Annotated in this window: 15 protein-coding genes; 7 read left to right on the forward strand and 8 right to left on the reverse strand. The window is 72.6% G+C overall.

What is annotated here, in order from left to right; translation table 11 throughout:
- Positions 1-116 precede the first annotated feature (116 nt).
- Positions 117-1,691, forward strand: a complete 1,575-nt coding sequence (locus tag ACIBQZ_RS32870) for an FGGY-family carbohydrate kinase (protein ID WP_396092724.1) — start codon at positions 117-119, stop codon at positions 1,689-1,691.
- The gene (locus ACIBQZ_RS32875) at positions 1,681-3,078 is read left to right on the forward strand and encodes a pyridoxal phosphate-dependent decarboxylase family protein (RefSeq protein ID WP_396092725.1); all 1,398 of its coding nucleotides are present in this window, start codon (positions 1,681-1,683) and stop codon (positions 3,076-3,078) included. The genes ACIBQZ_RS32870 and ACIBQZ_RS32875 overlap by 11 nt, the downstream gene beginning before the upstream one ends.
- A 16-nt stretch (positions 3,079-3,094) precedes the next feature.
- On the opposite strand, the gene ACIBQZ_RS32880 is transcribed toward ACIBQZ_RS32875, so the two are convergent.
- Both ACIBQZ_RS32880 and ACIBQZ_RS32885 read right to left on the reverse strand, forming a co-directional pair.
- Complete coding sequence (locus ACIBQZ_RS32880) at positions 3,095-3,919, reverse strand: lysophospholipase (protein ID WP_396092726.1); 825 nt, start codon at positions 3,917-3,919, stop codon at positions 3,095-3,097.
- A gap of 443 nt (positions 3,920-4,362) precedes the next feature.
- Positions 4,363-4,776, reverse strand: a complete 414-nt coding sequence (locus ACIBQZ_RS32885) for a permease-like cell division protein FtsX (RefSeq protein ID WP_396092727.1) — start codon at positions 4,774-4,776, stop codon at positions 4,363-4,365.
- A gap of 263 nt (positions 4,777-5,039) precedes the next feature.
- Between ACIBQZ_RS32885 and ACIBQZ_RS32890 the strand changes: the two genes are divergently transcribed.
- Together ACIBQZ_RS32890 and ACIBQZ_RS32895 are read left to right on the forward strand one after the other, a co-directional pair.
- Positions 5,040-6,602, forward strand: coding sequence for a hypothetical protein (locus ACIBQZ_RS32890; protein ID WP_396092728.1), 1,563 nt, complete (start codon positions 5,040-5,042; stop codon positions 6,600-6,602).
- Positions 6,580-9,504, forward strand: coding sequence for a TIR domain-containing protein (locus ACIBQZ_RS32895; RefSeq protein WP_396092729.1), 2,925 nt, complete (start codon positions 6,580-6,582; stop codon positions 9,502-9,504). Before ACIBQZ_RS32890 ends, ACIBQZ_RS32895 begins: the two co-directional genes overlap by 23 nt.
- Here the strand turns inward: ACIBQZ_RS32895 and ACIBQZ_RS32900 are convergent.
- Positions 9,476-12,286, reverse strand: a complete 2,811-nt coding sequence (locus ACIBQZ_RS32900) for a TIR domain-containing protein (protein ID WP_396092730.1) — start codon at positions 12,284-12,286, stop codon at positions 9,476-9,478. The genes ACIBQZ_RS32895 and ACIBQZ_RS32900 overlap by 29 nt on opposite strands.
- A 64-nt stretch (positions 12,287-12,350) precedes the next feature.
- On the opposite strand from ACIBQZ_RS32900, the gene ACIBQZ_RS32905 reads away from it, so the two are divergent.
- Positions 12,351-15,131 (forward strand): tetratricopeptide repeat protein, encoded by a 2,781-nt coding sequence (locus tag ACIBQZ_RS32905; protein WP_396092731.1) that lies wholly within the window; start codon positions 12,351-12,353, stop codon positions 15,129-15,131.
- Here the strand turns inward: ACIBQZ_RS32905 and ACIBQZ_RS32910 are convergent.
- The 3 genes from ACIBQZ_RS32910 to ACIBQZ_RS32920 form a co-directional block, all read right to left on the reverse strand.
- Positions 15,124-16,533 (reverse strand): hypothetical protein, encoded by a 1,410-nt coding sequence (locus ACIBQZ_RS32910; RefSeq protein WP_396092732.1) that lies wholly within the window; start codon positions 16,531-16,533, stop codon positions 15,124-15,126. The two genes, ACIBQZ_RS32905 and ACIBQZ_RS32910, sit on opposite strands and share 8 nt — an antisense overlap.
- 4 nt (positions 16,534-16,537) lie before the next feature.
- On the reverse strand, positions 16,538-17,080 hold the full coding sequence (locus ACIBQZ_RS32915) for a transposase family protein (RefSeq protein ID WP_396092733.1): 543 nt from the start codon (positions 17,078-17,080) through the stop codon (positions 16,538-16,540).
- Between the two features lie 218 nt (positions 17,081-17,298).
- Positions 17,299-17,802 (reverse strand): hypothetical protein, encoded by a 504-nt coding sequence (locus ACIBQZ_RS32920; protein ID WP_396092734.1) that lies wholly within the window; start codon positions 17,800-17,802, stop codon positions 17,299-17,301.
- Positions 17,803-18,359: 557 nt separating this feature from the next.
- Here ACIBQZ_RS32920 and ACIBQZ_RS32925 point away from each other — a divergent pair.
- Both ACIBQZ_RS32925 and ACIBQZ_RS32930 read left to right on the forward strand, forming a co-directional pair.
- Positions 18,360-18,677: a hypothetical protein gene (locus tag ACIBQZ_RS32925; protein WP_396092735.1), complete on the forward strand. Its 318-nt coding sequence runs from the start codon at positions 18,360-18,362 to the stop codon at positions 18,675-18,677.
- 283 nt (positions 18,678-18,960) lie between these two features.
- Positions 18,961-20,913, forward strand: coding sequence for an ABC transporter ATP-binding protein (locus ACIBQZ_RS32930; protein ID WP_396092736.1), 1,953 nt, complete (start codon positions 18,961-18,963; stop codon positions 20,911-20,913).
- A 360-nt stretch (positions 20,914-21,273) separates the two neighbouring features.
- On the opposite strand, the gene ACIBQZ_RS32935 is transcribed toward ACIBQZ_RS32930, so the two are convergent.
- Positions 21,274-22,326: a tetratricopeptide repeat protein gene (locus ACIBQZ_RS32935; protein ID WP_396092737.1), complete on the reverse strand. Its 1,053-nt coding sequence runs from the start codon at positions 22,324-22,326 to the stop codon at positions 21,274-21,276.
- A 38-nt stretch (positions 22,327-22,364) separates the two neighbouring features.
- Positions 22,365-25,436, reverse strand: coding sequence for a CHAT domain-containing protein (locus ACIBQZ_RS32940; RefSeq protein WP_396092738.1), 3,072 nt, complete (start codon positions 25,434-25,436; stop codon positions 22,365-22,367).
- Positions 25,437-25,459: the final 23 nt, after the last annotated feature.

Raw genomic sequence — 25,459 nt, forward strand, 5'->3', positions numbered from 1 at the left:
GATCCTGCCTGGGAACGGCGCCGCGCGTGCCCGGGCCGGCCGTGAAACTCTTGGCCTCCGGGATCACAGGACTTTCAGCCCTGGCCCGGCCCTGGCCGGGGCTGTTGGGGTGAGGGATGGAGTACGTCCTCGCGGTGGACCTCGGCACCGGCGGCCCCAAAGTGGCGCTCGTCGGGCGGGACGGGTCGATCGCGGGCTGCGCGGAAGGCCCGGCCCGGCTGCTGCTGGACGACGGCGGCGCGGCTGAGCAGGATCCCGAGGACTGGTGGCGGACGATCACCGGCGCGGTCCGCCGGCTGGTGTCCGGCGGTCCGGTACGCCGGGACGCGATCGTCGCCGTCGCCGTCACCTCGCACTGGTCGGGCACCGTGCCGGTGGACGCGCACGGGAGGCACCTGATGAACGCCGTGATGTGGATGGACTCGCGCGGCGCCCGGTACATCGGCGAGGTCACCGGGGGGTGGCCGCGGGTGGCCGGGTACGGCGTGCGGAAACTGCGGTTGTTCGTGTCCCGGGCCGGTGGGCTGCCGGGGCACAGCGGCAAGGACCCCACCGCGCACATCCATTGGATCCGCCACGAGCGCCCCGAGGTGTACGCCGCCACCCGCGTGTTCCTGGAACCGGCGGACTATCTCAACCTGCGCCTGACCGGGCGGGTCTGCTCCTCGTACGATTGCATTGCTCTGCATTGGGTCACCGACAACCGTGACGTGACCGCCGTGCGTTACGACGAGGACCTGCTGCGCCTCTCCGGTCTCGAGCGCGACCGGCTGCCCGAGCTGGTGCCCTCGGCGACCGTGGTGGGGACGCTGCGGCCGGCCGTGGCCGGCGAATGGGGCCTGCGCGCGACCACGCCGGTGGTGACCGCGAGTGGTGATGTGTGCTCGGCCGTGGTCGGGTCGGGCGCGATCGCCGACTACGCCGGTCACCTCTACATCGGAACGTCCTCGTGGCTGTCCTGCCACGTGCCGTGGAAGCGGACCGACCTGTTCCACAACCAGACCACTCTGCCCTCGGCCCTGCCCGGCCGGTACTTCGTGGCCAACGAGCACGAGGCGGCCGGGGCGTGCCTCACCTTCCTCGCCGACCGGCTCGGGCTCGGCGGCGACGGCCCGGACGTCTATCGCGGCTTCGACGAAGTGGCCGGGCGCACGCCGCCGGGCGCCCACGGCGTGCTGTTCACTCCGTGGCTCAACGGCGAGCGGGCGCCGGTCGACGACGCGACGATCCGCGGCGGCTTCCACAACCTCTCGCTCACCACCGACCGGGCCGACCTCATCCGTTCGGTGTTCGAGGGCACCGCGTACAACTCACGCTGGCTTCTCGGGGCGGTCGAGCGGTTCGTCCGGCGCCCGCTGCCCGCGCTGGTGTTCATCGGCGGGGGCGCCCGGTCGGCGATCTGGGCGCAGATCCACGCCGACGTGCTCGACCGGACGATCCGGCAGGTGGCCGACCCGATCCGGGCCAACGTCCGGGGCGCCGCCTTCATCGGGTTCGTGGCGCTCGGACTGGCCGATCCGGGCGAGCTCGCCGCGCTCGTGCCGATCGCCGCCGAGTTCCGGCCCGATCCGCGCAGCCGGGCGCTTCACGACGACAAGTACGCCGCATTCATCGAGGTGTATCGCCGGACCAGAAGGTGGTACGGCCACCTCAACCGCCGTCTCACCGCAGGAGTCACCGATGGACCGTGAACAGCGTGACATGATCGCCGCGATGCTCGAGCCCGGCCTCAAGCCGTACCGGGAGCGGTATCGCACCCACCGGCGGCTGCCCGAGCACGGCCGCGACCGCGCCGGGGTGCTCGCCGAGCTCACGCACCTCGCCGACGAGGAGCGCGCCCGCTGGGAGGGCGGCTACGCCTCGGGCGCGGTCTACCACGGCGGGCGCGAGCACATCGACTTCCTCAACCAGGTGTACGCGCTCTACAGCCAGGGCAACCCGTTGCACGCCGACCTGTGGCCCAGCATCGCGAAGTTCGAGGCCGAGGTGGTCGCGATGACCGCCGGCATGCTGCACGGCAAGCCGGCGTACGGCACGGTCACCTCCGGCGGCACCGAGTCGATCCTGCTCGCCATGCGGACGTACCGGGACCAGACTCGCGCCCTGCGCGGCGTGACCGAGCCGGAGATCGTGCTGCCGACGACCGCGCATGCCGCCTTCGACAAGGCCGGCCAGTACTTCGGCATCCGCCTGGTGCGGGTGGACGTCGGCGAGGACATGCGCGCCGACGTCGCCGCGGTCCGCTCGGCGATCAGCGACCGGACCGTCGCGGTTGTCGGCTCGGCGGTGTCCTTTCCGCACGGCGTCGCCGACCCCATCGAGGAGATGGCCGCCATCGCCGCGGAACACGGCGTCGGCATGCACACCGATGCCTGCCTGGGGGGCTTCGTCCTGCCGTGGGCCGAGCGGCTCGGCTACCCGGTGGCGCCGTTCGACTTCCGGGTGCCCGGGGTGACGTCGATGTCCTGCGACACCCACAAGTTCGGGTTCGCCGCCAAGGGCACCTCGGTGCTGCTGTGGCGCGATCCGGCGCTGCGCGAGCGCCAGTACTACACGACCACGGACTGGCCGGGCGGCCTGTACTTCTCGCCGACCTTCGCCGGCAGCCGGCCCGGCGCGCTGTCCGCGCAGGCGTGGGCGGCGCTGGTCACCCTCGGCGAGGACGGGTACCTCGACGCCACGCGCCAGGTGCTGGAGGCCGCCGCCCGGATGCGCGCCGGCATCGCGGCCGTTCCCGGGCTACGGGTGCTCGGCGACCCGCTCTGGGTGATCGCGTTCGCCTCATCGAGGGAAGAGGTGGACATCTACGACGTGCTAGACCGCATGGCCCGCAAGGGCTGGAGCCTCAACGGACTCCAGCGCCCGGCCGCCGTGCACTTCTGCGTCACCCTCCGGCACGTGGCGCCGGGCGTCGTCGACCGCTTCCTCGACGACCTCTGCGACAGCGTCGAAGCGTCGGCCCGGGAACCCGGGACCGGCCTGATGGCGCCGGTGTACGGGCTGGCCGCGGTCCCGGAGACCGAGGGCGAGGCCGGGGACGTGCTGCGGACCTACTGCGACGTGTTGTACCGGGTGTGACCCGCGCTCGCGGCTGTCATCGGTGGGCGTCGAGCCAGCTCACGATGTCGGCGAGCACCTGGTCACGCTCCGGCTCATTGTGGGGTTCGTGGTAAAGGCCCTCGTAGATCTTGACGGTGAGGTCCTGGGAGCCGGCGTGCTCGCGGACGAGGGCGCTGGCCGCCGGTGGCACGAGCCGGTCCGCCCCGCCGTGCAGGACGAACAGCGGCAGCGTGAGCCCCGGAAGCCGGGCCGGCATCGCGGCGGCGGTCACCATGAGCTCGGTGCCGGTGCGGGCGGTCATCTTGCCGAGGTAGTTCAGCGGATCGGCGCGGTAGGCCCGGACCACCTCGGGGTCACGGCTGATCGCGTCCAGGTCGAGCGCCAGCATGCCGAGGTTGGGCACCAGCGCCGACACCAGCGGCGCCAGGCGTCTCTGCATCCCGGTTGCGGCGCTGGTGTCCAGGGCCGGCGCGGAGATGATGCCGCCGCGAACCCGGTCGTCCGGCTTTTCCGTCAGGTACTGCAACGCGATCAGCCCGCCGAAGCTGTGCCCGTAGACGAACACCGGCACCACCGGGACCCGCTCAGCGGCCATCCGCGTCAACACGTCCACCCCGTCCACCGCCGCGGCCATGCTCGTGATGTTGCCCCGCCGGCCCGGCGACCGGCCGTGCCCCGGATGGTCCACGGCGTAGATGTCGTAGCCGGCAGCGACCAGTCGCTCGGCGACCCACTGGTACCGGCCGCTGTGCTCGTGCACCCCGTGCACAACGATGATCAGCCCGGCGGGCGTCTGGCCGCTCCAGCTCTGCCAATACTGTCCGGAGGCCAGCCGGCCCTCGGCGTGCCGCTCGGTCATGCCGGCTCCAGGGGATAGATGGGCGCGCGCCTGCGCTGGCATCGTAAGCCCTCGCCGGCGAACCGCTGTCAGGGCTCGATGATCAGAAGGTTGCCGTACCGGGCGCGCGGCAGGCACATCGGCAAGGACCCCAGGGGCTTAGGTCTCTGACTCAGAGTGTTTGACCCGGGTGGGGCGTCACCGCCACGCCTTGCCGCGCGGAGCGCAGCCCACCGGTGTCGCGGCGGGTGAGAGCACCGGAGGGCGGCGTGTGTTGCGGGGTCGAGGGACAGCAGTGGCAGAGCGTTGACCTTGGACACTCGCACGCTGTAGTGCGGACCGATCAGATTGTTCGGCGCTTGCCCCGGGTGTGCGCCGGAGTCGTCCGGGCCGGGACCGTCCCCCGGGTGACCTCTTGAGATGGGATCGCGTACTTGCTGTGCAGGGTTGCGTCGGCGCGTGAACTACGGACATTCGATGCGGCCGAACCGGCCGCCGGGCTTCGCGACGCCGTCGATCATGATGCTCTGCACGCCGGGTAGCCGCCGCAATGCGGGCACTGGCTCGCAGTCGAAGGCGGGACTCTCGACGATCACGACGCCGATGGCGGGCAGCGCCACGTCCGCAGCGCGTTCCAGCGCCTCGGGATTGTCCTGGTACATCTCGGCGGCCATGGACGCGACAGCGCCGGCATCCCGGAACTCCGGCCCTACGGTCGGATTCCAGCCTCGCAGTTGCTCCTCCACGGCGGCTTGCTGTTCTGCCGTGATCTCGGGATCCAACATGATCGTGATCGAGTGACGGTGATTCTGCGGATCCGACCTCGTGCCGGCGGCGTAGGCGGCGCCGGCGCCGGCCAGGGTGACCACGATTGCCACGGCGGCCACGATCCAGCGCCGTCGGTGTCGGGGTTCGTCATGGGCGGAGTTCTACCACGAACGTCCGAGCACGAAGTGGCGGAACCGACCTACGGCTCCATGTGGGAAGGGCGAGCGGGAGCCGAACGATCATCCACTGTTGGTAGGGCTCCCAGTGCGTAAGACGCCGGCGCGAACAGCGCCGGCCGGCGGGGGCGACGAGGTCACGGCCGGCTCACCAGGTGTGCGACCGGCCGTTCATCGTGGTGGTCTAAGTTGAACCGGTGACGTCGGCCTCGGGCGAGTTCCATCACGACGGCTGGCATCTGCGGCAGCCGCACGAGGACGTCCGGTCGACGCAGTTCGCCTCGGCCCACGAGTCGCACCACAAGCAGCTGCAGGACTCGACCAGCTTCGGCGCCGTCGCGCGGATCTGTCACGAGCTCGGCGCCGCCACCGGCGACGGCCGATACGCCGCGCTGGCGCAGGGCCTGACGGCCGCGAGCCGGTTCGTGCAGGAGGCGTTCGCCTCCTGGCTGCCCGCGGCCGCGCTGGGCTGGAGCCGGGACCAGCTGGTCGCCGGCTACCCGGTCTACGCTCAGTTCTACGACGCGCTCGACTCGCTCGTGTCGCCGGTGACCGGCCCCTACCTGCGGTTTCACGCCGCGCACGCGGTGTCTCGCGCCTGCATGCAGACGACCGCGATCGACGTCGTGCTCGACGTGGGCCTGGAGAAGTTCACGCTGGCGCACCTGCGGGACCGTGACCTTCCCGACGCCAGGCTCACGCGGCTGCGCCGGCACCCACCGGACTGGCGCCCGGCCGTCGCCGCCCTGGCGGCGGAGGCCGAGAAGAACGATCCCCTTCGTACGCTCCTCGGCGCCGCGACCCTGACCGCCGACCTGTTCGACCCGGGCCTTCACGACACATGGCAGCGGGTCAACCAGCTCATGTACGACCGGGTGGCCGAGGCCCTGAACGAGCGGGGTTCGGTGACGCTCGACCTGGACGGGCATCTACGGCGCACGCCCGCCCTCGTCGCCGCGGCGAAGGAGGTCCGGGCCGAACTCGGCATCGAGCCCGGCCACGCCCGCCGGCCGGAGGAGGCCGTCGGCGTCGTGCTGGGCAACATCGAGTCGGAGACGTTCACCGTCGCCCCGCCACTGGTCGCCAGGATCCTGCCCCCCGACACCCCGCCCGAGGCGATGATCGCCGACCGGGTACGGCCGCACCTGTTCGTCACCGTCCGGCGCACCGCGGCGCTGCTCGCGAACTACACCATCCGGGACGGCGACATCCCAGGGAAGCCCGTCGCCGCGTTCGCCCGCCGCAGCATCGCTCTCGACGACGGCCGCCGCGAGGTGGAACTGCTGCCCGTCGCCCCGGAGGCGGCCCCTCGCTTCCTCGCCCTCGACACGCCGCTGGTGACCGTCCTGCCGATGTCGCTGCTGGCCGACCCCGGCTGGGCCGGCTGGACGAGCGGCGCGGTGCTGCAGCGTGCGGTGCTGCTGGTGGACGTGCCGCTGGGCCCGTACCTGTCGTCGTGGCTGAGCCGGCCGGACTGCCGGTTCCGGCACGTCTTCCTGCGTATCGAGTCCTTCGGCCGCGTCGTGCCGTTCCTGGTCGCCACGGTCGAGTTCGGTGGCAGCGCCGCGTGGCCGTTGATCGTGCGGCCGCTCTCGCATGCCGGCGTCCGGGTGCACCAGGCGGCGTTCGACGAGCTGCTGCCCGACCCGGCGCAGGACGACGGCTTCCTCGAGGCACGGCAAGAGCTGCTGGAGTGGAGCCTGGCCCATCTGGCCGGGGAGGAAGTGGTGTTCGGCCATGACGTACGTGACCGGCGGTGAATCCGTGCCCCTGGTGTTCCTCTGCTACCGCGGCATCGACCGCTCGTACGCGCCGATGCTCATCGATCGTGAACTGACCCGCCGGTTCGGGCGCGAGCACGTCTTCGAGGCCGGTCGCTCCAACACCCCGGGTACGGACATCCCGGACGCCATCCTGGACAGCGTCGCCCGCTGCTCGCTGCTGATCCCGCTGATCGATCCGGCCTGGGTGAAGGACCGGGAGCAGCTGTTCCGCGAGAAGGACTGGGTGCGGAGGGAGATCGCCCACGCGTTGCGGCACCGGCGCCGGATCCTCCCGGTGCTGCTCGACGGGGCCGAGGTGCCCCGGGCCGGCGACCTCCCGGAGGACATCGCCGACCTGCCCCGGAAGATCGTGCTGCGGATGCGGTCCCGGACAGCCGACGCCGACCTCGCCCGCCTCGTCGGTGAGGTCGAACGGCTCGCTCCCGAACTGGTCCTCGCCGGACTGACCGACCCGGCGCCGCCCGCCCCGGCCCGCCCCGCCGACCTGCTCCGGGCCGAGCACGCGGTCTTCCCGTTCCGGCACCGGCCGGAGCTCGACGAACTCGACGAGTGGTGCCGCGACCCGGAGGCCCACCCGGTGCGGCTGGTGACCGGCCCCAGCGGCGCCGGCAAGACCCGCGTCGGACTACGCCTCGCGCAGCAGCGACACGGCGACGGATGGGCCGCCGGCCGCCTGTCGCCGACCGCGGGCCCGCATTCGCTCGACCGGCTGCACGAGTCCGTGCACGACACGCTGGTCGTCGTGGACGACGCCGAGACCCGCCCGGCGGTTGTCCGCGCCGCCCTGCAGTCCCTGGTCGGCGCGCCGGCGGCGACCGTGCGGGTGCTGCTGCTGGCGCGCACCGCCGGCGCCTGGCTCGACGATCTGCGCGCCGACGCGGACGACGCGGTGGCCGCAACCGCCGAGAAGATCGCGGTACGGACCCTCGAACCGCTCCGGCCCACCGCCGCCGACCTCGACCTTGCGCTGACCACGCTGGCCGAGCGAGGAGCGGACTTCGGGTTCGGCGCCCCGACACCGTCCGACCGGCAGCCGCCCGCCACGCTGATGGAGGTGCAGGCCGAGGCGCTGGTGCGCCTGCTGCCGGGGGACGGCCCGGTCACGTCGCCGATGCGCCGCCTCGCCGAGGTGGAAAAGGAGCACTGGCAACGAGCCGCGCAGGCGCAGGGCCTCGGCGACCTGCGGCCCCGCGACCTCGGCGAGATCATGGCCGCGGTCACGCTCTTCGGCGCGGACACCGATCAGGAGGCCGAGGACCTGCTGCGCTCCCTGATCACCTTCCAGGGGAGACCGCGTGACGTCGACGCCGGCCTCGACCTGGTCCGCACCCTCCTGCCCGGCCCGGCCGCCCTGAACGCCCTGCAGCCCGATCTGCTCGCCGTCGAGGTCGTCGCCGACTGCCTCCGCGCCGGGAGGGCGCCGGCGGCCGCGGTCGCAGCCGTCTCCGGCGCGCAGATCGCCCGGGCGGTCGTGCTGCTCGGGCGATGCCTCGCCGCCGATCCCGGCCTTGCCGAGCGCGCCCGCGCGTTCGCCACCGCCGATCCCGTCCGTTTCCTCACCGTCGCCATGACCGCGCTGACGGCCGTCCCCGATCCCGGGCCGCTCGTCGAGGTGATGACCACCGCGCTCGACGACCTGCCCGAGGGCGGTCCCTCCTCGGTCGTCGACGCTCTGCCGCAGCGCAGCCGGGTCCTGGCCCACTTCGCCGTCGCCGCGACCGAGGCCGCCTTGGCCGCGGCGACCGACGAACAGGAGCGTGCCCGGCTGTCCGCCCACCTCGCCGTCCGGCTCGTCCATCTCGGCGAACGCGCCGAGGAGGCGGTTACGCTGGCCCGGGACGCGGTGTCCGTGCTGCGCGCGGATGACGAGCGTGCCGAGGCGTACGACGCACTGGCTCTCGCCCTGGGTGAAGGCCCCGAAGCGCAGGACGCCGGCGATCGGGCCGTGACACTGTTCCGCGCGCTCGCCCCGAGCGGTGTCCGGTTCGCCGGCGCGCTGGCCCACGCGCTGCACAACCAGTCGGTCCGGCTCGGTGTCGCCGGCGCCGGCACGGGCGACCTGGCCCGCGCGCTCGACCACGCCCGGGAGGCCGAGTGGCGAACCGCCGCCCTGGCAGGCGACCGGCCGACGGCGTTCCGGTCGCTCTACGCCGATGTGCTGGACAACCTCGCCCAGGTCCTGGCGAAGACCGACGACAGGTCGGCCGCGGAAGCCGCCGCCCGGCGGGCGCTGGCGCTGCGGCGCAGCCTGGCCGCTGCGCGGCCCGACGCCTATCGCCCGCAGCTCGCGGCCACGCTCCACACGCTCGCGGTGATCCGCGCGGGTGGCGACGCAACGGACGACCAGCTCCAGCCGATCCTCGACGCGGCCGGCATCACCGGCGACGAGCTGCACCACGCCCAGCTCGAGGCGGTGACCCGCGCGGTCAGCGGTCTTCCGGCCGACGAGTTCTTCCCGGCGTACGCGGCCGCACCCGCGGTGCGGTGGAGCAAGGGCGGCATCCGGCCACCCGACTACCTCGAACTGCACGACGAGGACTGGTCGGTCGGCCTGCACGAGCAGGGCAACCGGGAACACCTTCGCGCCGTCGTGGTCGCGGGCGTGCTCATCGAGGCGCTCGACCGACCCGAGCGCATCGTCTGGCTCGTGCCCCTCCTGTCCGCCGTCGTCGACCCGGTCACCGTGGAGACGACCGCAGCCGGGCTGCGCTTCGTGCTGACCCGCGTGCCCGAGCCGGAGATTCCCGCCGCGCTCGCCGACACCGTCAACCCACTGGACTTCGACGATCTCGTCGCCGCGATCGAGCGGGCGCCGGAGTCGATCACGCTGGGGACCGGCACGACGGTCGTCATTCGCCCCACACGTTCTTCCGCTTGATCTCGACCTTGCTGAGGAACCTGACCGCCGCCGCCGGGATGACCGGCAGCAGGCCTTTGGCCACCAGCGTGCGGCCGTAGAGATCGTTCTTGCGGCCGATCTCGCCCGGCAATCGGCTCCACACGCCGTCGAGCAGCGACTTCCACTCCGGTGAGCCGGCGTACCTGGCGGCGACGGCGTATTCCAGCTGGGTGTTGAGGGTGTCGGGATGCCCCGGTCCGACAACCTCGCACTGGACCCGCCACACCTCGGCGAGCTGCTCGGCGGCGGCGCGATACTCGTTGAGCTGGAGGTACGTCAGGGCGAGGGCATACCGTCCCCGCAGGTGCAGCGGGTGGCGGTCGGACAGCAAGGCGGCGATCTCCTCCAGCGCCGGCGTGAGGATCGCGCGGGCGTCGGACTGCTTGCCGAGGCGGGTCAGGACGAGCCCGCGTTGCACGGCGGCGGCCGGCCCGAAGACGCTGTCGTGTCCGGCGACATCGCGGAATCGCTGTTCGGCGTCGGCCAGCAGCAGTTCGGCCTCGCGCCAGCGGCTGGTGTCGGGACGCAGCTCGAAGAGTGCCAGCGCGACCGCCGCCTCGGCCCAGAGGAGTTCGGCCTCCAGGCAGCGGATGTGCGCGGTGGCGCCGCGGTCGCGGTAGTAGGCGACCACCGTCTCGACCATTTCCCGGGCCTGCCGTTCGGAGCTGGTCAGCAGGAGCAGCCGGGCGGTTTCGATCCGGGCCGCATTGACCTGGTCGGGGTCGGCCCCGGACGCTTCCTGGTCCGGCCGGGCGAAGGGTTCCAGCAGGTCAAGGGCCGAACGCAGCCGGCCACTGGCGGCCAGCGACCGGGCACGGGACACGGCGAACACGACCCGCCGGCCGAGCTCGGGCTGCCAACCGCTCGCGTCGAGGCCGGTCCAGACGGGCTCGGCGTCGGTGTAACGGCCGAGGCCGTCGAGGGCGGCCGCCAGCGCCCACCGCGCCCGCCCGCTCACGTCGGCCGGGCCGCCGAGCGCGATCGCCCGGTCCGCCAGCGCGGCGGCGGCCGCGAACTCGCCGTTGGCCACGCACGCGAGCGCGGCGTCGGCGTGATCCGCGGCCGAGTCCGGTTCGGCGGCCGCGACCGAGCGCCACAACGCGGCCGCCCGGGCCGGGTCGCCGCCGCGGTCGTGGTGCCGGGCGACCGGTCGGCGCAGTCCCTCGGCCAGGCCGGTCCCGGTGAGCTCGGGCCGGGCGGCCAGGGCCTCGGCGTGCCGGACCAGCAGCGGCGTCTCCGCGGCGTGGGGTTCCGCGTCGGCCAGCCGGTCGATCAGGACCGTCGCGGCGGCGGCGCCGATCCGGGCGGGCGGCACCGGCGGCGGGCCGAGGGCGGCGGCCGCCTCCACGACGAACGGATGGACCTGCCACCGGTCGTCGTCGCCGCTCACGAAGCCGTGCCGGCGTAAACCGTCGAGGCCGTCCGCGACGGCCAGGTCCCGCGCGGGCCCCAGGGAGGCGATGACGTCTGCCAGGAGCCGGGCCGGTGCGGGCGCGGGGGCGAGCACGGCGGCCACGCCGATGACGATCCGTTCGATCGGGGGCAGCGCTCGGACCGACTCGCGGATCGCCGCGCCCACGGCATCACCCGCGCCGACGCTGTCGAGGCGGGCGTCCAGTTCGGCGTACGACAGAAGACCCGTGGTCCGCCGCAGCCGTTCGGCGACGGCGCGCAGCGCCAACGGATGCCCGTCGAGACGCCCGACGATCGAAGTCGCTGCTCGGCGGTCGGCGTCGGTGATGGGCCGGGCCTCGTGCAGCAGAGCGAGGCCTGCTGTCTCGCCGAGACCGAACAGCGGCACGGTCGCCAGACCGGCTCCGGGACCGGCCCGGCGGGTGACGAAGACGTGCCGGGACAGTGACCCCGGCACGACGAACCGGTCGAGGTCGGCTTGCCCGAGATCCTCGGGAAGATCGTCGACCACCCAAAGATGGGGCTGCCCGCCCTTGTCGAGGTGGTCGGCGACGAGCACCGCGACACGGCCGTCGGACTCGCCGGCGCTCGGCACTCCCATGGCGTCGGCCAGCTGGCGCAGTTGCAGGTGGAATCGCGCGACGGCGCCGTCCACACCGCCGTCGCCGCCGACGCTCGTCCAATGGACGCCGCCGCGGTGCGCCGCCTCGAACGTCCACGCGAACGCCCGCACGAGCGACGTCTTCCCGATGCCGGCCATCCCGCTGACCAGGGCGGCCGGACCCGACCGGGTCTTCACCTTCAACGGCCGCTCGACGCCGGTGAGCGCGTTGTGCACCCGCCACAGGTCGCGGAACCGCCCGAGGTGCCCGAACGAGCCCGGGATCGTGGGCGGCAGCCACCGGGTCTTCGGGAACCGGCGGACCCCCGGCATCGTGGTCGTCCCGAGGCGGTCGAGCTTGTCCCGGACGAGGCCGGGCAGCCGCACGAGGTCGGCCGCCGGGAGCATCATCATGTCCGAGGCCGCGTACGGCGCGATGTGATGGTCGTCCGGCTCGGGGTTGATGATCAGAAGCCGCCGGGTCGCGTCGCCCTCGGCCTCACCGGCCAGGTAGGCCTGGATGAACTCCCACTGGCAGGCCCACCGCCGCTCGTACGCCGCGGAATACACGACGACGACCAGCCTGCAATCCCGCAGCGCAGCGATGATCTCATCGGAGATGCTGTCGCCTGGCTGGTTGGCCGTGTCCCGATAGACGCGGAAGCCCGCACCGGTCAGGCTCTTGAAGCTGCTGTCGGCCACCGCCTGATGGCTCTTGCGGGTGAAGCTGAGGAACACGTCGTACACCGCGTCCACGGTAGTCCTTGCGCAGAGTTGCGCACGTCTCACGCTGGGCTGAGGATGGTGGTTGATGGAGCTGGACGGCGACCCGGTGATCGTCGTGCTGACCGCACTCGGTCTGGAGCACGCCGCGGTCCGGAGCCTGCTGACCGGGCGGAGGCGTGTCGACCATCCGTCGGGGACCATCTTCGACGTCGGCTACCCGCCCCGGGGGCGGTGCCGCGTCGCGCTGGCCGAGACCGGCGAGGGGAACACCGCCGCCGCCGTGCTGGCCGAGCGGGCGATCGCGCTCTTCCGGCCCGCGGCGATCGTCTTCGTCGGCGTCGCCGGGGCACTGCGCGAGGACCTGGCGTTCGGCGACGTGGTCGTGGCCACCAAGATCTACGCCTACCACGGCGGCAGGGTGCAGCCCGGCGGCTTCGAGGCCAGGCCACGGAGCTGGGAGCTCTCGCACCGCATCGATCAGCTCGCGCGCCGCGTCGCCGCCGACGGCACGTGGTCGGACCCGGTCGCCGAGACGCCGGCGGTCCACCTCCGGCCGATCGCCGCCGGCGAGGTGGTGCTCAACTCCCGCGACGATCCGTTGTCGGCGCAGCTTCGGCACCACTACAGCGACGCGGTGGCGATCGAGATGGAGAGCGCCGGCGTGGCGCACGCCGCGCACCTCAACGACGCGCTGCCCGTGCTGACCGTGCGCGGGATCAGCGACAAGGCGGACGGGCACAAACACGAGGCCGACGGGCACGGGTGGCAGCCGGTGGCGGCGGCCAACGCGGCCGCGTTCGCCCTGGCGGTGGTCGCCGAACTGGCCGAGGCGGACGACACGGCGCCGCGACACCGACCGCCGGTCGAGGCCGTCGTGCCGCGGCAGCTCCCGGCACGGGCCGGCGTGCTGCACGGCCGCGCCGCCGAACTCGCCGAACTGGACACGATCCTGCTCGGCGCCGACCGGGGGAGCCCGCGCATCGCGGTGATCACCGGCATGGCCGGAGCCGGCAAGACCGCGCTCGCGCTGGAATGGGCGCACACGGCGGCCGGGGCCTTTCCGGATGGTCAGCTCCATGTCGACGTGCGAGGCTTCGGGCCGGACACGCCGTTGCCGACGCGCGAGATCCTCGCCGGTTTCCTGCGCGCACTCGGCCAGTCCCGCGCCGCCGAGCAGGGAGAACTGGACGAGAGGGCGGCGCGCTTCCGCACCGCGGTCAACGGCCGGCGGATGCTGCTGGTGCTGGACAACGTCCGCGAGCCCGCGCAGATCAGGGCCTTGCTGCCGGGCACCGGCGACAGCGCCGTGTTGATCACCAGCCGGGAACGCCTGCACGGGCTCGCCGTGCACCACCCCGTGACCACCGTCGAGCTCGACCGTCTGCCCCGGGACGAGTCGGTGGCCCTGCTGAGCGACGTGCTCGGCGCGCGCGCCGGCGCCGACCCGGAGGCGGTCGCGCGGCTCGTGGAGCACTGCGCGGGGCTGCCGCTCGCCCTGCGGATCGCGGCCGAGATGGCGGCGACCCGCTCCCAGGACAGCGTCGCCACGCTCCTGGCCGAGCTGGAGCAGAACGAGTCGACGTTGGACTTCCTCGACCTCGGCGACGATCCGTACGCCGCGGTGCGCAGCGTCTTCTCCTGGTCGTACGTGGCGCTGAGCGAATCGTCGGCGACCGCCTTCCGCCGCCTGGGTCTGCACCCGGGCAACGCGGTCTCGCTGCCGGTCACGGCGGCGATGCTGGACACGACGATCACCGGCGCGCGGCGCACCCTGCGCCGACTGGCCGACGCGCACCTGATCACGGAACCGGAACCCGGCCGCTTCGCGATGCACGACCTGCTGCGGGCGTACGCTCGCGACCTTGGTCTCCGGCTGGACGGACCCGCCGACCGCGCCGCCACCACGGGCCGCATGGTGGATCAATACCTGCACACCGCGGACCGGGCCGGACGACTGGTCATGCCACACCGTTACCGGCTGTCGCTCGCCGGGCGGGCCATCGCCGAGCCGGCCTTCGCCGAACGCGCGGCGGCGCTCGACTGGTACGAACGTGAGCGCCGCAACCTCGTCGAGATGTTCACGCTCGAATCGGCCGGGACCGACCGTCAGCGGTGGCAGCTCGCCTATGTGCTGCGCGACTTCTTCTATCTGACCAAGCACGTCGACAGCTGGGTCCACAGTCACACCGTGGCCGCCGAGTCCGCGACGCGCCTCGCGGACCGGCGCGCGGAGGGCATCACCCGCAACAATCTCGGCCGGGCGCTGCTGGAGTCCGGGCGGGCGGCCGAGGCCGAGGAGCAATACCGGCGGGCGCGTGATCTCCTGCGTGCGGCCGGGGACGACCAGGGTGCCGTCGACGCGCAGGTCAACATCGCGTCGATCCTGCGCCGACGCGGCGCGTACGAGGAGGCGCTGGGCCACCTCAACGACGGTCTGGCCTTCTACCGCCGGACGCAGGTTCCCCGCAAGGTCGGGATCACCCTGCGCAGCATCGCCCGTGCCGAGGTGGAGATGGGCCGGCTGGCCGACGCGGCACGGCACGCCCGCGAGGCGCTCGCCGGCTTCGCCGAGCTGGGCCTGGAACTCGACATGGCACAGACCCTCAACACGCTCACCCGCATCCACCTGGCCGGCGGCGACGTCGACGCGGCCCGGGCTACCGCCGAGCAGGCCGTGAACCGCAGCCGGAGCGCCGGGAGCGACTACGAACGCGCCCACGCCCTGCGTGGCCTCGGGCGGGCCGCGGCCCTGTCCGGGGACAAGCGCCTGGCCCGCACCCGCCTGGAGGAGGCGCTGGCGATCCTGCAACGGCTCGGCGCCACCGCCGCCGACAAGGTCAGGTCGGAGCTGGACGACCTCACCTGACGAGCTCGACCGTCGACTCGTCCTCGACGATCCGCCGCCCGATCATCGCCAGCTCCCGATGGCGCGTGCTGAACGCCGCGGGATCCTCGACGTCGACAGCACGGGGATCGCGCGCCAGGCGAATCCGCGCGCCGGTGGCCGCCACGAGGCTGCAGATGCGCAGGTAGGGCGGCAGGCCGGGAACGGAAAGAGCGAGCAGCGCCTTGTTGTCCCCACAGGGCATCAGCGTGTGGCGCAGCCGCTCGGGGCCGTCGAGCAGGGCGTCGACGAACTGGCCGAACGGCTTGTCGATCAGGATCGTGACGACGTCGGCCTCGGTGAACGCCGCCGACCAGTCCCGTGCCCACCGCTGGTCGAGGGCACAACCGAGCGCGATGCTGACCAGCAGCGGTTGCCTCTCGGGCCGCCACACCGACACCTGACCGGGCTCAGCCACGGGGTAGAGGTCCACATCCTCGCCGCGGCGCGCCCGAATCACCGCGACCGGCGCGTCACCGGTCACCGGCCACGGATCGTCGCCCAACGCGAACTGGCGGCGTACGGTGGCCGCCGTGCGGACCGCGAGCAGGCGGTCAGCTCCGCCCGGCGGCATCGCGCCCGCCGGGCGGACCGACGCACGCCGGGGCGACCGTAGCCGGAGGTGCTCGATGTCGAACAGGTTCGTGACGTTCTCGTCGATCTCGATCGGGCCGACGACCTCGGCGAGGGCCGTCACCAGCGCCCGCCGCGCGGCCCTGACCTGCGCCGCGTCGACCGACGCCCGGCCGAGGGCGGCCAGCATGTCCGCCGCGGTCTCGCGGCCCACCGACGCGACCCCGGACGTCGCCGCCCAGTCGTCGCCGAGGTCGCCGGCCGCCCGCCGCTCGACCTCGGCGAAGAAGCGGTCGCGCCGCCGGAGCAGCAACGCCCGGCGGGCGTCCGGGCTGTGCCGCTCGCTCAACGCCGCCGCCACGAACCCGGCCGGCGTCACGCCCAGCACATCGGACTGCATGCAGACCTGGAGCGCGGCGGCCATAGCCACTCGACGCCACCCCGGTTCCGCCGGCCCGCCGAGGTAGGAACGATAGGCGGGATAGGCGTCGATGATCTCGGACAAGGGCGGCGCGTCGCGCGTCCCGAGCAAGCCAGTCACGCTGGTCAGCGTCGCGTACGCCTCGTGGGTCTGCGCGCATCGCTGGGACAGGCCCTCCAACGCGCTTCCGCCGTCGGGAAGGATCGCAAAGGTCTGCAGCAGGTGTCCCCAGGAGGTGCTGCCGTTGAGGCCCTGGTGGGCCGCTTCGTGCAGGGCGACCAGGGTGTTGCGCCACGGGTCGCCCGCAGCGACCGAAAGGGTGAAGACACGATGATCGAACCCACCGACCGCGCCGCCCGGCGCGAAGGACAGCACGTGCCGGTCAACCATCACCTCACCGTAGACGCCGATCACGTGCTGGGCTCGCCACTGCAATCGTTGACCGTTGAAAGTCGTTGGCCTCCGGGCGCGCCTGGCTAAGAGTCGGTGGGGTCACCGCGCGAGGCGCAGTGACCCCACCGAGGATTTCGCATTCACGGTGACGTGGGCCAAAACGACACCGGTGCTGGTGTCCAGCGCGGACCAACAGATGGATCTGACTGCCATCAGGCCGGCGGGTACCCCGCACGGTCTTGCCGTCAACCGCGATGAACTGCCGATTTCGCGCCCGGCGGGGTGCGGCCGGCACGGCGGGGCTGCGTAACCAACCGGCCAGAACGGTGGCGAGCAGATCGGCGTCCAGTCGGATCAGCAGCCGCCACATCGTGGTCGTGGCCGGCACCCCACGCACGAAGCCGAGCCGGGCCCGGGCGATGTCGCCCAGGTCATGCAGCCAACCACTGATCGCGGTGACCGCCGACGCACCGGTCATGACCGCGCACACCGCAACCGATAGCAACGCAGCCAGGGGGTAGCGCAACCCGCGCGGATCCGGCACCCGCCGACAGCACCTGCAACAAACCGTCACGGCGTGGCAGTGGGGGTTGACCAGAATGAACGTCACCACTTCCGCGCGGGACGTCGGCCCTGCCCCTGGTGCGATCGGGCCGGGCGGCTCGGCTTCGATCCGTACGCGTCCGCCATCCGCGAGATGCGGTGCAGGTCGGCCAGCGGATCGAGGTGCCGGGACAGGTAGTCGGTGTCGGACAGCCGGGATCAGAAGTCGGCCCAGCCGGGCCAGGAGCGCACCACGAGCAGTGGTGCGGGGCTCGGGCGGGGCCACAGGCGCAGACGGAAGTGCTGCTCGGAATCGGCCATGGCGGGCATCGGATCGAACCGGCCGCCGGAGACCAGCAGGCGGTAGGAGCCGGGCGCGACGCCCTCCACGATGTCGGGGTCGGAGGTCGCCGTGCACACCGCGAGCCGCCCGGAGGGCACCAGGAGGTCGACCTCGACCTCGTGGTCCCACTTGATGGCATCGGTCGGCGGGCGGGCCGACCAGACCTCGAGAGCAATCGGCGTCTCGTAGGTGTCGCAGGCGGGCGTGAGCACGGCAACTACGTTGCGCACCGCGCCCACGCGGGCGGGCGACTCCAGGGCCTTGTCGAGTGCCCTGGAGCCGGCGGCGGGATCGTCGAGCTGTTGGTCGGCCACCGTGAAGTGGCCGTACTCGATGGCCAGGGTCACGGACGCGCTCATCCGGAGCTCGGTGCTGGTCATGTGGTTCACCCTCGGTTTATACCGTCTACCGCCGCCGGGCAGGGGGCACCTGCGTTACCGGCCGCGCGTATCCCGCACTGACCGGGCGCCGGCCGTTCCGGAGTGGACTGTTCCGGCGCCCCGGGTAGCGCTGGACACCTTTGCGATCAAGGTCTGGTCGGGGACGGTGGAGCTAGACCTGTTCCGGTGAGGTAGCCGTCGATCAGAAGGGTGCGGTACTGCGTCGGTTTGAGACGGTTCTTCACCGCGGTGGCGAGTTCGGTGGCGGTGCGGACGGCGAGGTACATGCCGACCGGGTCTGACAGACACCAAGAACGACTTCACCCTGGACAATCCTCAAACGCGCCTCGCTGGCTGTGGTTGTAGAGGTCCGCACGGCCTGGGTGCGGTACGTGAGCGCGTGCGGGTGGGGCCGGTCATCGTCGCGACCTCTTGGCTGAGACGACCGGCCCTTCCTCCGGACCTGTTGTCACTCGCATGGGCTATCGCATGGGAGTCGCGCTGCGATTAGCCTGGTATCACGTCGATTTCAAGAATCGACGGCAGTGGGTTATTGGTTGGTGTCGACCCTCGGACACAACCTTTTTCCCCATATGAGTCCGCGTCAGGCTGAGCCTGAACGCGGACTTTTGTTCGTCTGGGTGGTAGGTGAGCTTGAGCCGGAGTTGTCGGTAGACCTCGGCGCGGTCGGCATCATCCGCCCGCACCGGCGTCCGTTGTCGTCAGAACCGACGCCACCGCTGAGCGGAACGCTGAACTGCGCGGCGAGGGGGGATGGCCCCGGTGTGGTGCTGGTTCTCACGACCGCCGGACGGCTCGACATCCCGATCATGGTGCTCGAACCCGCGACCGAGTGGTGGTGCCGGCGACCGTAGCCATTCGGCCATCTGCGGGCGAAGTGTGCCGCGGACCAGTCCGCCTGGTCTCCAGGCTGACGGTCGCCGACCAGATCGACATCCGGGGAGACACCGGACTGCAATGCAGGTGAAGGCATTCGCCGCGATGAAGACGCCCCCGACGGGGGCTTGCCAGGCACTGGCGGCGGTTTGATGAAGGGGAGCGCCGGATCGGGCCGGGGGTATCGCTGACCCGGTCCGGCTCCGGCTGGGAAGGACGAACTCGGCATGATCCGTGACGTCGTACGAAGGGACGTACCCGATGACCGAGAATGAGGACTCCAGCCTTCAGGACAGCGGCAGTGGCGTTCCCCGGCAGGCCGGCGGGCCCCGAGCGGAGTCGGTGTTGCCGGAGCTGCGGGTGATGTGGTGGGAGAGCGGGATGCGGGCCCGTGCTGACGCGGGCCTGTTCGCCGTGTTCGCCGAGCTTCCCCGGCTTGCCGGTAGGGCGGTGGTGATCAGTTGGCGTGCCGACCGTGTCCGTACGGTGATCGTCGCTGTCGCGACCGTGGTGGCCGGGGTGATGGCCGCGTTCGGGTTGCTGGCGACCCAGCGGGTGCTGGTGGAGTTGTTCACCGGGGGGCCGACACCGCAGCGGGTGTCGGCGGCGTTGCCTGCCCTGGCGGTTCTTGCCGTGGCGACGGGTGTGCGTGCCGGGCTGGGCATCGTGACCGGGTATGCCCAGAACGGGTTGACGCCGCGGGTGAACCGTACGGTGGAACGGGCTCTGTTCGAGGTGACCACTGCGGTGCGGTTGGACGCGTTCGATGAGGACGCGTTCGCCGACGACATGGAACGCGCTTCCCGGGGGGCGGAGTCGGTCAGCGGGCTGGTGCAGGCTGTGATGAACCTGCTCGCCGGTCTGGTGGGGTTGATCGCGGTGGCGGTGGCCGTCGTGGTGATTCATCCGTTGCTGCTGGTCGCGTTGTTGGTCGCCACGCTGCCCAACGGGTGGGCCTCGTTGCGGGCCGGGCACCAGCGGTATCAGACGTTTTTGGCCGGGTCGGTGCGCCGGCGGCGGATGTGGTTGCTGCACCGGCTGATGGCCGAACGGGTCTCGGCTCCGGAGCTGCGTTCCTACGGGCTGCGCCGGTTCCTGCTCGACCAGTACGACCGGGTCATGGGCGCCGAGACCGATGTCCAGCTCGCCCTCGCGCGCAGGGTCACCACCACCATGAGTGTCGGATCGGTGATCAGTGGGCTGGCCACCGGCGCCGTATACGTGCTGCTCGGGGTCCTGCTGCTGGACGGGCGGATCCCGCTGGCCGCGGCGGCGACCTGCGTCATCGCCGTCCAAGCCGCCCAGCGGGCCCTGATGACTGTCACGTTGCACGTCGACCGGGTGTACACCGAGGGTCAGCATTTCGGTGACTACACCGGTTTCATGAGCCGGGCGAAGGACTACCTGCCGGCCACCGGCGGGGCCGGTGCCGCACCGGGTGTCCTGGTCGGGTTGCACGTCGAGCGCGTCACCCTGTCCTACCCCGACCGGGACACCCCGGCCGTCGCTGAGGTCACCATGACGATCGAGGCCGGGCAGACCGTGGCGTTCGTCGGTGAGAACGGCTCCGGCAAGTCCACCCTCGCCGCGGTGATCGCCGGGCTCCGCACCCCCGACAGCGGCGTGGTCACCTGGAACGGCAGGCCCCTGGCCGAGTACGACGCTGACACGCTGCGCCGCAGGATCGCGGTGGTCACGCAGGAATACCACAAGTGGCCGTTCACCGCCGCCACCAACATCGCCCTCGGCGACGCCGACAGCGACACCGACACCGGTCGCATCGAGGCGGCCGCTCGCCGCGCCGTGGCGCACGACATGATCACCGAGCTGCCGCACGGTTACGAAACCCTGCTCGACCGGACCTTCGCCAACGGTCAGGACCTCTCCGGCGGGCAGTGGCAGCGCATCACCGCCGCCCGCGGGTTCTACCGCACCGACGACCTGCTGATCATGGACGAGCCGTCGTCGGCTCTCGATCCACGTGCCGAGGACGCCCTGTTCCAGGCCATCCGCGACCGGCAGGGCGTGGCCACCACCATCCTGATCACCCATCGCCTGGCCAATGTTCGCCACGCCGATCGGATCTTCGTGCTGCACCACGGGAGGCTGACCGAAGCCGGCACCCACGACGAACTCATCAGCGCCGGCGGCCGGTACGCCGAGCTGTTCACCCTGCAGGCCTCCGGCTACCGCAGCGAGCAGAAGCCGGCGTAGTCCCGTCAAAAGCCATACACCTTCACCACGGACCCGGTGCCTGACGGGAGACTGGCCGCCACCGCGCTCCCTGCGGCTGACGGAGGAACGCGGCCTGGGCTGGCCGGCCCTGGCCGTGCGGATCGAGGCGCCCGATCTGTCGACAGATCGCTACGCGAGCATCCCGGCGGTGCAGACCGCCGCCCTTGCCGCCCTGCTGACCATGGCTGGCGGTCGGTCAGGGGCTGAGCGGACTGATCCACGAGTACCGCCGTGCCGCGGCCGATCCCGCCCCGGTAGGCCTACCCCAAGCCCCAGACCCACGGAACCCCGAGGTGGCACCACACACGCCCGGTCACTGTTCGGTCTGGCTCATCCGCACTACGCCCCGCGCAGCTCGGTGCGCACCCGTTGCAGCTCGCGGACCAGCGGATGGTCCGGCCCATGAGTTGCTCGCAGGCCTTGGAGGGCGTCCTCCAGCAGCGGCAGCGCCTCGGTCACCCGGCCCTGGTTGGCGCGCATGGCGGACAGGCTGACCTGACTGTCCAGGGTTTCCGGATGATGCCGGCCGAGCACCCGCCGCCGCACAGCGAGCACCTCTCCGACCTCCCGCTCCGCCTCGGCGATCATGCCTCGGGCGTTGAGCAGCACGGCGAGATTGTGGCGGACGGTCAGCGTTGCCGGATGCTCGGCGCCCAGGAGCCTGCCGAAGTCGGTCAGCGTGCGCCGGTACATCTTCTCGGCCTGGTCCGAGCGGCCGGCGTCGAACAACACGGCGGCCAGGTTCTGCCGGGCCTGACCCGCTTGCCGTCCCGTGTCGCCGAGGTCGGCCAGGACCGCCCGGTAGAGCCGTTCCGCCTCGGTCAGCCGCTGCGGGCTGCCGCGCAGCGTGCCGGCGAGGGCAATGCGGCTGCCTATCGTGTCGGGGTGGGTGGCGCCGAGCACTCGGGTGCGGCGGGCGACCGTGTCACGCAGCAGCCCTTCCGCCTCGTCGCGCCGGCCCAGCTCGATCAGGGTGACGGCCAGGTTGTGCGCCGCGCGCAGGGTGTTCTCGTCGTTCTGGCCGCGCAGCCGCTCCCACGCGGCGAGCGCCTCGCGGTGACAGGGCTCGGCGCGGGCCGGCTGACCGGCCTCGTCGAGCACCCGGCTCAGGTCGTTGAGCGCGAGCACCCGTTTCTCCGGCTCGGCTGCCCATGCGCCGACCAGCCACTCGAGCAGTTTGACGCTGGTCTCGCGATGCTTGGTATCGGTGGCCAGCAGCACCGCATAGCGATGGCCGATCCGCCTGGCCTCGGGGTCGCCGTGGCCCCGTTGGGCCAGCGCGTTCTTCAGCTGCTCGCCGAGCGCGAGCAGCTCCGACTCGGTCACCGTGACATGCGGGATCTCGCCGGAGGTGGTGGTCTCGGCCTCAGGTCGGCGCCGGGAGAAACTCATGGCGCCGACCATTCCAGACGAACGCCAAGATCGGGGCGCTACCGGCCGCTGTGGACGAAGGCGGCCCACAAGGTCGGCGTGCCGGGGTAGGCGGCACGCAACCGCTCCACTGTGGCGTGCAGCGCGGCGGCGGCCCCGGAACCCTCGCTCAGCCGGCGGTGCAGCTCCTCGGCGACGGTGCGGGCCACCCGGTCGTTGACCGGCCACAGCGCACCGACCACCTCGGGGTAGCCGGCCAGCTGGAACGCCGACGCCAGATGCAGCGCCTCGTCCGGCAGGTGCGGCGTGGTGCGCGAGGTATCACAAGCGGACAGCACCGCCAGGCGGGCCTCCGGCAAATCAAGATCCGCAATTTCCCGTACGGTCATCGCCCGTTCCCGATGATCGTGCAGTAGCAGCCGCCCGGCCGACGGATCGGCCGGCTCGGCCACCGCGTGGCAGGCGAAGTGCACCCCCGGGTGAACGGTCAGCGCCGAGGCTACGGCCGCGGCCGTGGCCTCGGCCCCGCTCAGCACCGTGGCCCCGGTCAGCGCGGCCACCGCCTGCGCCTCCCGCCCGGCCTGCGGCAGCGGTGGCGCCCCCGGCGTCTCGGCCATCGTTACAACCAGCGTGGGCCCGGCCGAGATCGCCCGCGCCCGGGCCCGGCGCAGCGCACGCAACGTCGGCGTGTAGGACGACACCACCCGACCCCCGGCCGCCGCATGCACCGGCAGCAGCGCCAGCACCCCGACCGGCGACCACCACACCCGCATGCGTGCCTCGTCGCCACCTGGCCCAGGCCCGAGGCTCCCCCCGTCCGTCCCGCTGCCGGCGCCCGGCGCCGGTTCGGCATCTCGCCCGGCCGCGCCGATCTGCTGCGGCCCGCCGTCATCGCCCACCCCGTCCTGCCCGGTCAGCCCAGCCAGGACCGGGTCGACAACCGTCTCCGCCAGCCACCGCAGCACACCGGCCACCGTCTCCTGAGCAGCGCGCTCGTCCGGCCCCGGCGCACCGGCCCGGTCGACCGCGAGGGCCAGCGCTGCCGACCGTTCCTCGGCCTCCCGCGGCGTCAGCCCTGGCAGCGGCACCACCTCGACGCCGGACGGGCGCACGATGAGGGCGTCACTGCCGTAGGCACCGGCGTTGATCAGCACGACGGGCCCGTCGGCGGCGCAGGCGTAGAGGTCGGCCGGTGCGGGTGGCCCGAGCAGATCCGCGAAGCCGGGCAGGGCCCGGGCCTCACCCAGCAGCGCCCGCAGCCGCAGGTCCAGGGCGTGCCGTTCGTCGGCTGCGGGCCCGCTGAACGGTCCACGATGGCGTTCGCCGACGGTGTGCGAGGTGATCGGCTCGCCGTCGCCGGGCCCCCCTTCCGGCTGGTCGACGGCCGGTGGCGCGCCGGGGCGCAACCGGTCGAGCAGCGTGGCGATTTCCGACGCCAGAGCCGGGTGCTGGCCGGCGAGCCGGGTCAGGTCGTCGCGGCCCTGGGTGGCCTGGCTCAGCAGCACGCCGCGGGCCAGTTCCAGCAGCTGCAGGGCCTCCTCGGGGCGGCCGGCCCGAAGCGCGCACGCCGCCGCGTCGGCGGCCAGGCCGTCCAGCCGGGCCAGGCCGTGCTCCTGGTCGCTGCGGTCCAGCCGGCGCGACACGGCCAGCGGCAGCAGCCGGACCGCGGTCGAGAAGCCCTCGCAGGCCTGCGCCCACCGGCGGGCGTCCGCCTCGGCGTGGCCCCACGCGCGTGCGGCCAGCACCCGGGTCATCGGGCGTAGGCCCGGTGTGCCGGCGGCTTCCCGGTAGGCGGCGGCCGCGGCGCGCAGCACGGCCGGGTCGCCCGACGCGTCGAATCGCAGGCCGAGAGCGTCGCCGTAGGCCACCAGGCAGTCGGCGCGCTGCGGGTCGTCCGGTGCGGTGGCGCGCACGGCCGCACCCAGCGCCGACACGGCACGGGTCAGGTGGTCAGGGGCGGCTGTGGCCTCGTACAGGGAAAGTTGAATTTGACCTTGATTGCCGAGCACGGCGAAGTGGTCGGGGTCGCCGTAGGGTGCTCGCTCGGCGGCCGTGTCCAGGGCGGCCGATGCCGCGTGCAGGTCGGCGATCCGGCCGGTGCACAGGAAGCGGCGCCGGCGCAGGGCCGCCTGCAGCAGGTCCACGGTGGTCGGCCGCGCGCCGCGGGAGCGGGCCCGATCGCCCGCCGTGATCGCCTCGTCGAGCACGGCGATCTCACCGGTGCGCTCGGCCAGGCTCAGCGTGGCGTCCAGGAAGCTCTGCGCCCGGTTGCCCCACGCGCTGTGTTCCGGCGGGGTGGCCTCCAGCGCCGCGTGCACCAGAGCGGCGCCCTCACGCAGCGCGGCCAGGTCGTCGGTGTGCCGGCCCCGGTCGGTGAGCGCGGCGGCGAGGTCGGTCATCCGGTACGGCCGGTTGGGCACCCCCACCGGGGTCAGCTCGAGCGCCCGACGCAACTGCCGGATCGCCGCCTCGCGGACCTCCTCGTCGCCGGTATGCAGCGCGATCAGCTGAAGGACGCTGCCCAGCGCCGCGACCCGGTCGGCGTGCCGTGCATGGTCCGCCGGCGTCCGGCCCAGGCTGAGCCGCAGCAGCTCGGCGCCCTCGTCCAGAGCGGTCAGATCCCGGGTGACGGAGTAGCGCAGCCGCAGCAGTTCACCCAGGCTCTCCCGCACATCGGCGGCCATCGGATCGCCCGGCGCGGTCCGGGCCAGCACGGCCCGTTGCAACGTCTCGGCCTCCCGCAGCGGCGCAAGGTCGTGGTCGCGTTCGGCGATCAGCCGCAGCGTCTCCGACCGGTTCATCGCTATCTGCGGCGGATCCGCCGGGCCGGGCGGGGGAGTGCAGGACAGGGCGCCCCGCAGAAAACCGGGGTCACCGGTCAGCTGGTAGCGGTCGCGCAGGACCGGCGCGAGGGCGTTGAGCACCACGGCCAGCGCCGGGTGGTCCCTGGGCAACTGATCGGCCGCGTTCACCAGCTGCCTGTGCGCCTCGACGAGATCGCCCTCGTCGCCTGCGTGGTGGAAGCGTTCGCGCAGCACGACGGCAAGGTCGACGATCGCGTCGAGGCGACCGAGCCCGGCCGTGCGGCGCAAGGCGGCGACGTCACCGTCGTAGGGTGTCCCCTCGGTCACGGTCCGAGGCTATCCTGAATGGC

Origin of the sequence: Actinoplanes sp. NPDC049599, from assembly GCF_044465625.1 — a bacterium.
Lineage (GTDB): Bacteria > Actinomycetota > Actinomycetes > Mycobacteriales > Micromonosporaceae > Actinoplanes.

Bases quoted from the DNA above. Each gene is read 5' to 3' on its own strand.
- ACIBQZ_RS32870 (WP_396092724.1), top strand. From the start codon at position 117: ATGGAGTACGTCCTCGCGGTGGACCTCGGCACCGGCGGCCCCAAAGTG.
- ACIBQZ_RS32875 (WP_396092725.1), top strand. From the start codon at position 1,681: ATGGACCGTGAACAGCGTGACATGATCGCCGCGATGCTCGAGCCCGGC.
- ACIBQZ_RS32880 (WP_396092726.1), bottom strand. From the start codon at position 3,919: ATGACCGAGCGGCACGCCGAGGGCCGGCTGGCCTCCGGACAGTATTGG.
- ACIBQZ_RS32895 (WP_396092729.1), top strand. From the start codon at position 6,580: ATGACGTACGTGACCGGCGGTGAATCCGTGCCCCTGGTGTTCCTCTGC.
- ACIBQZ_RS32905 (WP_396092731.1), top strand. From the start codon at position 12,351: ATGGAGCTGGACGGCGACCCGGTGATCGTCGTGCTGACCGCACTCGGT.
- ACIBQZ_RS32910 (WP_396092732.1), bottom strand. From the start codon at position 16,533: ATGGTTGACCGGCACGTGCTGTCCTTCGCGCCGGGCGGCGCGGTCGGT.
- ACIBQZ_RS32920 (WP_396092734.1), bottom strand. From the start codon at position 17,802: ATGACCAGCACCGAGCTCCGGATGAGCGCGTCCGTGACCCTGGCCATC.
- ACIBQZ_RS32930 (WP_396092736.1), top strand. From the start codon at position 18,961: ATGACCGAGAATGAGGACTCCAGCCTTCAGGACAGCGGCAGTGGCGTT.
- ACIBQZ_RS32935 (WP_396092737.1), bottom strand. From the start codon at position 22,326: ATGAGTTTCTCCCGGCGCCGACCTGAGGCCGAGACCACCACCTCCGGC.